Source organism: Streptomyces sp. NPDC050619 (genome assembly GCF_040654815.1).
GTDB lineage: Bacteria > Actinomycetota > Actinomycetes > Streptomycetales > Streptomycetaceae > Streptomyces.
Genome location: NZ_JBFAIR010000067.1, coordinates 23227 through 31419, shown reverse-complemented (window position 1 = coordinate 31419; position 8193 = coordinate 23227). Strand labels below are relative to the sequence as shown.

Genomic DNA, 8193 nt, shown 5'->3' with positions numbered 1-8193 from the left:
CTGGCGTACGAGACGGATGTGACGGCGACGGTGGACCCCTTCGCCGGGTCGTACGTGATCGAGAAGATGACCGACGACGTGGAGGCGGCGGCCGTTGAGCTGATGGCCAAGGTCGAGGAACTCGGCGGCGCGGTCTCGGCCATCGAGCACGGCTTCCAGAAGGGCGAGATCGAGCGCAACGCGTACCGCATCGCCCTGGAGACCGACTCCGGCGAGCGGGTCGCGGTCGGCGTCAACCGCTACCAGCTGGACGAGGAGGAACCGTACGAGCCGCTCAGCGTGAACCCTGCCATCGAGCAACAGCAGGCCGAGCGGCTGTCGAAGCTCAGGGCGTGGCGTGATCACGAGCGCGTGGGCCACCACATCACGCTGATGCAGAAGACCGCGGCGGGCACGGACAACATCCTCTACCCGATGAAGCACGCCCTGGCCGCCGGAGCCACGGTGGGCGAGGTGTGCGACGCACTGCGGGAGGTCTGGGGCACCTACGTCCCGTCGGACGCCTTCTGAGTGCCCATCACGTCAACAGATCGAAGGGATGCGCACGCCATGCAAGCGCTTAGCCCGGATTTAGGCACAGGGCTCATACTCACAGGACGAAGGTCGTCCCCGACACGATGAGGAGCTGGGATGAGCAGGAGCTACGTCCGCGCGTGTGCGCTGAACGAAGTACCCGAGGAAGGAGTGCTCGCCGTCGTCATCGAGGGTACCCAGGTGGCGGTCGTGCGCAGCGGTGGCGAAGTGCATGCACTCAAGGACAATTGCTCGCACTCCGACGTTCCGCTGTCTGACGGCGAGGTGTATGAAGGCGTGATCGAGTGCTGGCTGCACGGCTCGTGCTTCGACCTGCGCACCGGCAAGCCCGACGGCAACCCGGCCACCGAGTCGATACCGGTGTACGACGCCAAGGTCGAGGGCGACGAGGTCTTCGTCAGTCTGGCCACTGACAGCCAGGGAGCGCCGCGATGACGCTCGCCACGACCGATGCCCAGTCGTGGATACGGCGCTTTCACGAGGCGCCCGCCCAGGCACCACGCCTGGTCTGCCTGCCGCACGCGGGCGGCAGCGCCAGCTACTACTTCCCGTTCTCGGCGGCCGTTTCACCCGCCGTCCAGGTCCTCGCGGTGCAGTATCCGGGCCGTCAGGACCGGCGCAACGACCCTGGGTTGCAGTCGGTGCCCGAGCTGGCCGAGGCCATCTACGGCGCCCTCAAGGGTGTGCCGGATCTCGGTGAGTTCGCACTGTTCGGCCACAGCATGGGCGCGGTGCTCGCCTTCGAGGTGGCCTCTTTGCTCGAACAGCGGCTGGGCGTGCGCCCGGTCCGACTGTTCGTCTCAGGACGGCGTGCGCCGTCCCGGGTACGGCCGGAGCGTGCCCACCTGCTCGGCGACGACGAACTGGTGGCCGAGCTGACCTCGCTCGACGGCACGGATTCCCGGCTGCTGGCCGACTCCGAGATGCGCGCACTCCTGCTGCCGATGATCCGCGGCGACTATCGCGCCATCGAGACCTACCGATGTCGGCCGGGTGCGAGGGTGACCACCCCCATCACCGTGCTGACCGGCGACGCCGACCCCCGTACCAGCGCCGAGGAGGCGCGGGACTGGAAACTGCACACCACTGCCGACTGCACGGTCCATGAATTCCCTGGTGGCCATTTCTTTCTCAATGACCATCAAAAGGACATCGCCGAGATCATCACCGGGACATGGGAATGATGAGTTCGACGACTCTCTGAATGAGAACTACCTGATTCACGACGGGACGACGGTCCGCAGGACGACGCTGGCCTGCGGTCCGTCCGCTCAGGAAGCGAGTGCCGAGACCTCGGAATCGCCGCGGACATCGCCGGCCAGAATCGCATGGTGCAGATCACGCAGTGCCCGGCAGGGTTCCACGCCAAGTTCATCGTTCAGCGTGACCCGGGCGGATTGATAGACGCGCAGCGCATCAGCCGGACGATCCGCCTGATAAAGAGCGAGCATCAGCTGCCGATAGAGGGTCTCCCGCATCGGGACCTCGGAAATCAGCTGAAACAGCCGACCGACGAGCTGCCGATGCAGGCCGAGTGCCAGCTGGGTCTCGATCTGGAGTTCCAGGCACTCCAGCCTGGCCTCCTCGGCCCATGCGACAAAGCCCCGGACGATCGGGCCGTCGCCGCTGAGTTCTCCGAGAGCCGGTCCGCGCCAAGCATCGAGCGCCACGGTGAGTTCCCGGCACGCCTCCTCGTGGCGTCCCAGCAGGTAAAGATCGCGCCCGGCGTTCATGCGCTGCTGGAACTCGTGAACGTCCAGGGTGTCCTCACCGAGCGTCAGCAGGTACCCGGGCACCCGGGTCAGCAGCTGACTGCCACTCCGGCCGGGGCGCGACAGGAATTTACGTACCTGAGAAACGTAGACGTGCAGAGAAGCGCTTGCACGGCGCGGCGGATTATCGTGCCAGATTTCCGCGATCAGTTGATCGACGCTCACGATCTGGTTGGACCTGATCAGCAGAACCGCCAGGAGTGCCTGCACCTTGCGAGCGTTGAGGAAAGTTTCCCCTTCCTCGTCCAGAACCCGGATAGGCCCCAGTATTCGATACTCCATACAGTGATCCCCCATGTGAAAGCAGACCGCCTTCCGAGTCGGCGACCTGGCGGCCACAGACCCGGGCGTCAGCCTGCCAGATGCCCACTTGGCTCCGCATCGGGGAAAGTACGTAGAGACCGCCAGTAACCATGCACACGCATCGTCACCTAAAGCGGAATTCTCGATTCATCCATTCGCCCGCGCCGAAGTGAGAGGCCTGAGGACCTCGTCCACGATGGAGACGAGATAGTCGTCCGGAACGGTCGGCCCCGTGTGCACGACATAGTGAACGATCATGGCCGGACCGACGGTCGCAATCATGCGCGAGTCGGCGTCCGGCCGGAGCCGGCCGGCCTCCACGCCGGCCCGGAGCACGTCGCGGATCAACTCATGGCAGGGATCCATCACCCGCTGCCCGACCACGACGTGCATCATTCCGCCGGCCGCCTCGGCCGCCTCGCTGCGGACCACCTGGAAGACGGTGCCGTGGGTGACCGCGATGGCATCTCGCATACATCGCAGCAGAGCCAGGAGGTCCGCGGACGTGTCGCCACTGAGCGGGATCGCGGTGGGGTCGGGCAGAACACTGCTGAGTGCCGCGCCAACCAGCTCCTCCCGGTTGGACCACCGCCGGTAGAGCGCGGCCTTTCCGGTACCGGCCACCGCGGCGACACCCTCCATACTCAGGCCGACGTAGCCGACCGTCCGCAACTGCTCGATGGTGGCGTCCAGGATTGCCTGCTCCAGCACCTTGCCGCGCCTGCGGGTGCCCGAACTCCGCGCGGGAGCCTGGCGATTGACGACTGTCATGTACCGAACACCTCCGACAAGCGACGCCGGTAGCCGCTTGCGAGCCGGCGTTCACCTCTCTATAGTGAACGCGACCGTCTACTGTTTTTGTTCAACTTCCGAATCATCATCCATTGGAGGGGACTGTGTCCATCACGTCAACGGACGCTGCGGCCAGCGGGGCCGGGCGTCGGAAGCCAGGCCTCGCGTTGCTGGTGATCGTTCTGAGCCAGTTCATGGTCGGCCTGGATGCGACCGTCGTGAATATCGCACTGCCCGAGATTCGCGCGGACCTCAACTTCTCGGCGACCAGCCTGGCTTGGGTGAGCAGCTCCTACACGCTCGCCTTCGGTGGCCTGCTCCTGCTCGGCGGTCGTCTCGGCGACATCCTCGGCCGGCGCAACATCTTCATCGCCGGTCTTGTTCTGTTCGGCGCCGCCTCGCTGCTCGGAGGACTCGCCGATTCGTCCGAGATGCTGCTGGTCTGGCGTGTGGTCCAGGGTGTCGGCGCCGCCATGGCCGCGCCCAACTCGCTGGCCCTGATCGCCAGCAACTTCGAGGACGGTCCGGAGAAGAACAAGGCGTACGGCGCCGTCGCCGGCTCCTACGCGGCGAGCCTGGCCCTGGGCCTGCTGCTCGGTGGCCTGCTCACCTCGCAGGGCTCCTGGCGCTGGGTCATGTACATCAACGTGCCCTTTGCTCTGCTCGTGCTGGTGCTGGCCCCGATGTTCGTCGTCGAGTCCGAGCGGCACCCCGGAAAGTTCGACATCACCGGCACGATCCTGTCGGCGGGCTTCATGACCTCGCTGGTCTACGGGCTGCTGCACGCCGCTGAGCACGGTTGGGGCAACGCGGAGACGATGGGCCCCATCGGCGGGTCCGTGGTACTCCTGATCGCCTTCTTGATCGTCGAGAGCAAGGCCGAACAGCCGCTCCTGCCACTGGATCTGTTGACCAGCCGCAACCGAACGGGAGGCTATTTCAGCCTGGTCGGCCTGGTCGCGACCATGGCCGCCATGAACTTCTTCGTCAGCCTGTACCTGCAGGACGGCCTGGACTTCAGCCCCATGGAGACCGGCTTCGCGTTCCTGCCGCTGGCTGCCGCCATCCTGATGGCGGGCGCCCAGGCCGCCAAGCTGCTCGGCAAGGTGGGCCCCAAGCCGGTCATCCTGGCCGGTGCGGTGCTGATCGGCGGCGGCATGCTGTGGATGTCGCTGGTCTCGGACTCCACCACGTACGCCACTGGCGTGCTCGGCCCGATCCTGCTCTTCGGCAGCGGCGCCGGTCTGGCGATGACGGCGCTCTCCGGCGTCATCCTTTCCGACGTCTCGGGCAAGAACGCCGGCTCCGCCGCGAGTGTCCTGGAGGTGTTCCAGTGGATCGGCTTCACGCTGGGCATCAGCATCCTGGCCACCGTCTTCGGTTCGGCCAGCCGTGACGCCATCGCGGATGACCCAAGCGATGCCAAGCACGCTCTGGTCGAGGGAATGGGCGCCGCGTTCACCGCGGCCCTGGCTTTCGTGCTGATCGCCTTCCTGATCGCCCTGTTCGCCATCAAGCCGGCCGCGCCGCCGGCGGAGGCGGCCGCCCCCGTGGACGAGGCGAAGCCCGACGAGGCGGAGGCCGCGGTCTGATTCGAACGAGGTACATCCCACACTGACGCCTCCGCCCCTCAACGGGTCGGAGGCGTCAGTCTTCGCGCGCTCATTAACCGCTTCTTCAGGGCCGGTTTAGCCGCAGTGACGAGGGTGGGCACCGAAACACCCTGCTGCCTGGCCGTCTGCCGCGAAGGAGTACGTCGTGAGTCGAACCGTCGTCATTGCGGGGGGTGGGCCGGTCGGTCTGATGCTCGCGAGCGAGTTGAGCCTGGCGGCCGTCGAGACCGTCGTCATCGAACGCTTCACCGAGCCGAGCGACTACTCACGCTCACTGACCCTCCACGCCCGTACGGCCGAAGTCCTGGAACAGCGCGGGCTGAACCGGTTCAGCGAGTACCCCCGGGTCGCCTCGTACAACTTCGGGCTCGTCGAACTCCAGGACCACGTCGAGGACGAGAGCCTGCTGCCGCTGCTGGTGCCGCAGCGCGACATCGAGCGGCTCCTCGAGGAGCGCGCCGCCGAACTCGGCGCCGACATACGGCGCGGCCAGGAGGTCGTCGGATTCGAGCAGGACGACGGCGAAGTCACCGTCACCGTGCGCCCCGCCGACGGCCCCGAGTACCGGATCACCGCCGACTACCTGGTGGGCTGCGACGGCGGCAGCAGCACCGTGCGCAAACTGGCCGGGATCGATTTCCCGGGCACCGCCTCCACTGCCGACGGGCTCACCGCCGACGTGATCACCCCGCTGGACGTAGAGGAGTTCATCCACCCCACGATCTGTCAGCCCGGCATGTACGCCTCCATTCCGCTGCGCCCCGGACTGCACCGGGTGACCGCCTTCGAGTTCGGCAAGGAGAAGACAAGCAAGGCGATCGCCCCCACGGTCGAGGAGTTCCAGGCCAAGTTCCGCACATGCTCGGGACAGGACCTGGGCATCCTGGCCACCGGCGAGGTCCGGCACCTGTCCCGGGTCGGCAACGCCACACGGCTGGCCGCCCAGTACCGCAAGGGCCGGGTCCTCCTGGCCGGCGACGCCTGCCACATCCACCTGCCGATCAGCGGCCAGGGCCTGAATACCGGCGTACAGGACGCGCTCAACCTCGGCTGGAAGCTCGCCGCCGAGGTCAACGGCTGGGCACCGGCCGGTCTTCTCGACAGCTACCACGCCGAACGGCGTCCGGTCGGTGAGCGCCTGTGCTGGAGCACGAGCGCCCAGGACGGCCTTCTGTACCCGCTGAACGAGGTCGAACCGCTCCGGGAGCTCTTCGCCGATCTGGTGAAGATGGAACGCGTCACCAAGCACCTGATGGGCACCCTCAGCGGACTGGGCATCAAATACGCCATGCCCGCCGGGGAACAGCGGTCCGATCGGCCGACGCACCCGCTGGTCGGGGGCCGCGTACCGACCGGCAAGGTGACCACGCCCGACGGTGAGATCTCCCTCTCCGACACGCTGCACACCGGACGCGGGGTGCTGTTCGTGCGCGGTGAGCTGGATCTGCCCGCGGACCTGGCCACCGGCTGGTCCCACCGCGTCGACCTGGTGCGCACCCAGGCGGGCGCGGACCTCACCGCCGCCACGCTCCTGGTCCGCCCCGACGGGTACGTCGCCCACGCCGACGACACCGGTGTGGACGGGGACGCCCTGCGGCACAGCTTGCTCTCCTGGTTCGGCCAGCCGGCCTGATCGCAGCCGCAGGCGCCCCCCGCGTATCCCTCACGCGGGGGCACCTGCTTTTCCGCACCAACGAGAAGGAGTCCCTTGTGAGTCGTACCGTTGTGATCGCCGGAGGCGGGCCGACCGGTCTGATGCTCGCCGGCGAGCTCGGCCTGGCGGGCATCACCGCTGTCGTGCTCGAGCCGCGCACCGAGATCGTCGAGCACTCCCGTGGCATGGCGGTGCACGGGCGAACCCTGGACCTGCTGGAGCAGCGCGGTCTCGCCGACGACCTGCGCGAGCAGGGCATCTTCGCCTGGCCACGCACCCCGTTCGCGTTCCTCTGGCTCGACCTGGACAGCGTCGGCCCCGAGGACTACACCTACGGCATGCCGCAGTGGCGGACCGAGAAGCTGCTGGAGCGGCGGGCGGGAGAAGTGGGGGCGGACATCCGCCGCGGTCACGAGCTGACCGGCTGCACCCAGGACGCGGACCGGGTCACGGTCACCGTGCGCTCCCCCGAGGGCGAGTACGAGCTGGCCGCGGACTACCTGGTGGGCTGTGACGGCGCCGACTCCGCCGTGCGGCGGATCGCCACGATCAAGCAGCAGGACCACGGCTCGTCGGCGTACTACGGCGTGCTCGGTGACGTCGAGGTGAAGGAGGGCGAGCAGTTCGACGCCGGTCTCCACCCGGCCGGCGTGTTCGGCGCGATCCCGATCGGCCCCGGCACGCTGCGGTTGATGACCATCGAGTTCGGCCGGGCGCCGGTCGCCGCGGACGTGGCGGTCACCGAGGCGGAGCTGAGCGCGAGCATCGAGCGGATCGTGGGCAAGGCCCCGCAGATCGACAGCGCCAGGTTCCTTGCCCGCTTCGGCGAACAGAGCACGGTCGCCGAGCGGTTCAGGGACGGCCGGGTGCTGCTGGCCGGGGACGCGGCGCACATCTCCTTCGTCTCGGGCACCCAGGGGCTCAACGCCGGTCTCCAGGACGCGGTGAACCTTGGCTGGAAGCTCGCCGCCGAGCTGAACGGCCACGCGCCCGGGGGCCTGCTCGACTCGTACCACGAGGAGCGCTACCCGGCCGCGGTCCAGGCCTGCGCGCACGCGCGCGCCCAGATGGCGCTGATGCACCCGCTGTCCAAGGTCGCCCCGCTGCGTGAACTGTTCGCGGAGCTGCTGCGGTTCGAGGAGGTCAACCGCTATCTGCTCCAGATGCCCACGCTGGTGCGATATCCGGCAGCCGGTCCCGGGGACCACCCTCTGGTGGGTGAACGGATCGGCGGCACCTCGCTGTTCACCGCGGACGGCGAGACCACGGTCGCCCGAACGCTGCACGGCGGTCGCGGCGTCCTGGTCCGGTTCGCGGGCGACAGCGCCAACTCGGCGGCGGAGGCCTGGCGGGACCGGGTGGACGTCGTGACGGCCAAGCCGGTCACCGAGATCGACGCCGCCGTCGTCCTGCTCCGTCCCGACGGGCACGTCGCGTACGCCGGTGCGCCGGGCGAGGCGCTGGACGGCGCGCTGCGGACCTGGTTCGGCGAGCCCAGCCGCTGAGCCGCGGACCGCCACCACAA

Annotated in this window: 8 protein-coding genes; 6 read left to right on the top strand and 2 right to left on the bottom strand. The window is 68.0% G+C overall.

The features are described 5' to 3' along the window. The 3 genes from AB0I77_RS50905 to AB0I77_RS50895 form a co-directional block, all read left to right on the top strand. The coding region (locus AB0I77_RS50905) for a methylmalonyl-CoA mutase family protein (protein WP_363289841.1) at positions 1-510 on the top strand (510 nt) is incomplete at its 5' end. Positions 511-630: 120 nt separating this feature from the next. Continuing rightward, a complete protein-coding gene (locus AB0I77_RS50900; RefSeq protein WP_363289840.1) occupies positions 631-969 on the top strand; it encodes a non-heme iron oxygenase ferredoxin subunit in 339 nt (112 codons plus the stop codon). Beyond that, positions 966-1718, top strand: a complete 753-nt coding sequence (locus AB0I77_RS50895) for an alpha/beta fold hydrolase (protein WP_363289839.1) — start codon at positions 966-968, stop codon at positions 1716-1718. The genes AB0I77_RS50900 and AB0I77_RS50895 overlap by 4 nt, the downstream gene beginning before the upstream one ends. An 87-nt stretch (positions 1719-1805) precedes the next feature. Here the strand turns inward: AB0I77_RS50895 and AB0I77_RS50890 are convergent, their stop codons facing one another. Next, positions 1806-2588: an AfsR/SARP family transcriptional regulator gene (locus AB0I77_RS50890; RefSeq protein WP_363289838.1), complete on the bottom strand. Its 783-nt coding sequence runs from the start codon at positions 2586-2588 to the stop codon at positions 1806-1808. A 168-nt stretch (positions 2589-2756) separates the two neighbouring features. Further along, positions 2757-3380 carry a TetR/AcrR family transcriptional regulator gene (locus AB0I77_RS50885; protein WP_363289837.1) on the bottom strand — a complete coding sequence of 208 codons (624 nt, stop codon included), beginning with the start codon at positions 3378-3380 and terminating at the stop codon, positions 2757-2759. A 125-nt stretch (positions 3381-3505) separates the two neighbouring features. On the opposite strand from AB0I77_RS50885, the gene AB0I77_RS50880 reads away from it, so the two are divergent. From AB0I77_RS50880 to AB0I77_RS50870, 3 genes are all read left to right on the top strand, one after another. Then, the gene (locus AB0I77_RS50880) at positions 3506-4993 is read left to right on the top strand and encodes an MFS transporter (RefSeq protein WP_363289836.1); all 1488 of its coding nucleotides are present in this window, start codon (positions 3506-3508) and stop codon (positions 4991-4993) included. 166 nt (positions 4994-5159) lie between these two features. Next, complete coding sequence (locus AB0I77_RS50875) at positions 5160-6647, top strand: FAD-dependent monooxygenase (protein WP_363289835.1); 1488 nt, start codon at positions 5160-5162, stop codon at positions 6645-6647. Between the two features lie 77 nt (positions 6648-6724). Then, positions 6725-8173: an FAD-dependent monooxygenase gene (locus AB0I77_RS50870; RefSeq protein ID WP_363289834.1), complete on the top strand. Its 1449-nt coding sequence runs from the start codon at positions 6725-6727 to the stop codon at positions 8171-8173. Positions 8174-8193: the final 20 nt, after the last annotated feature.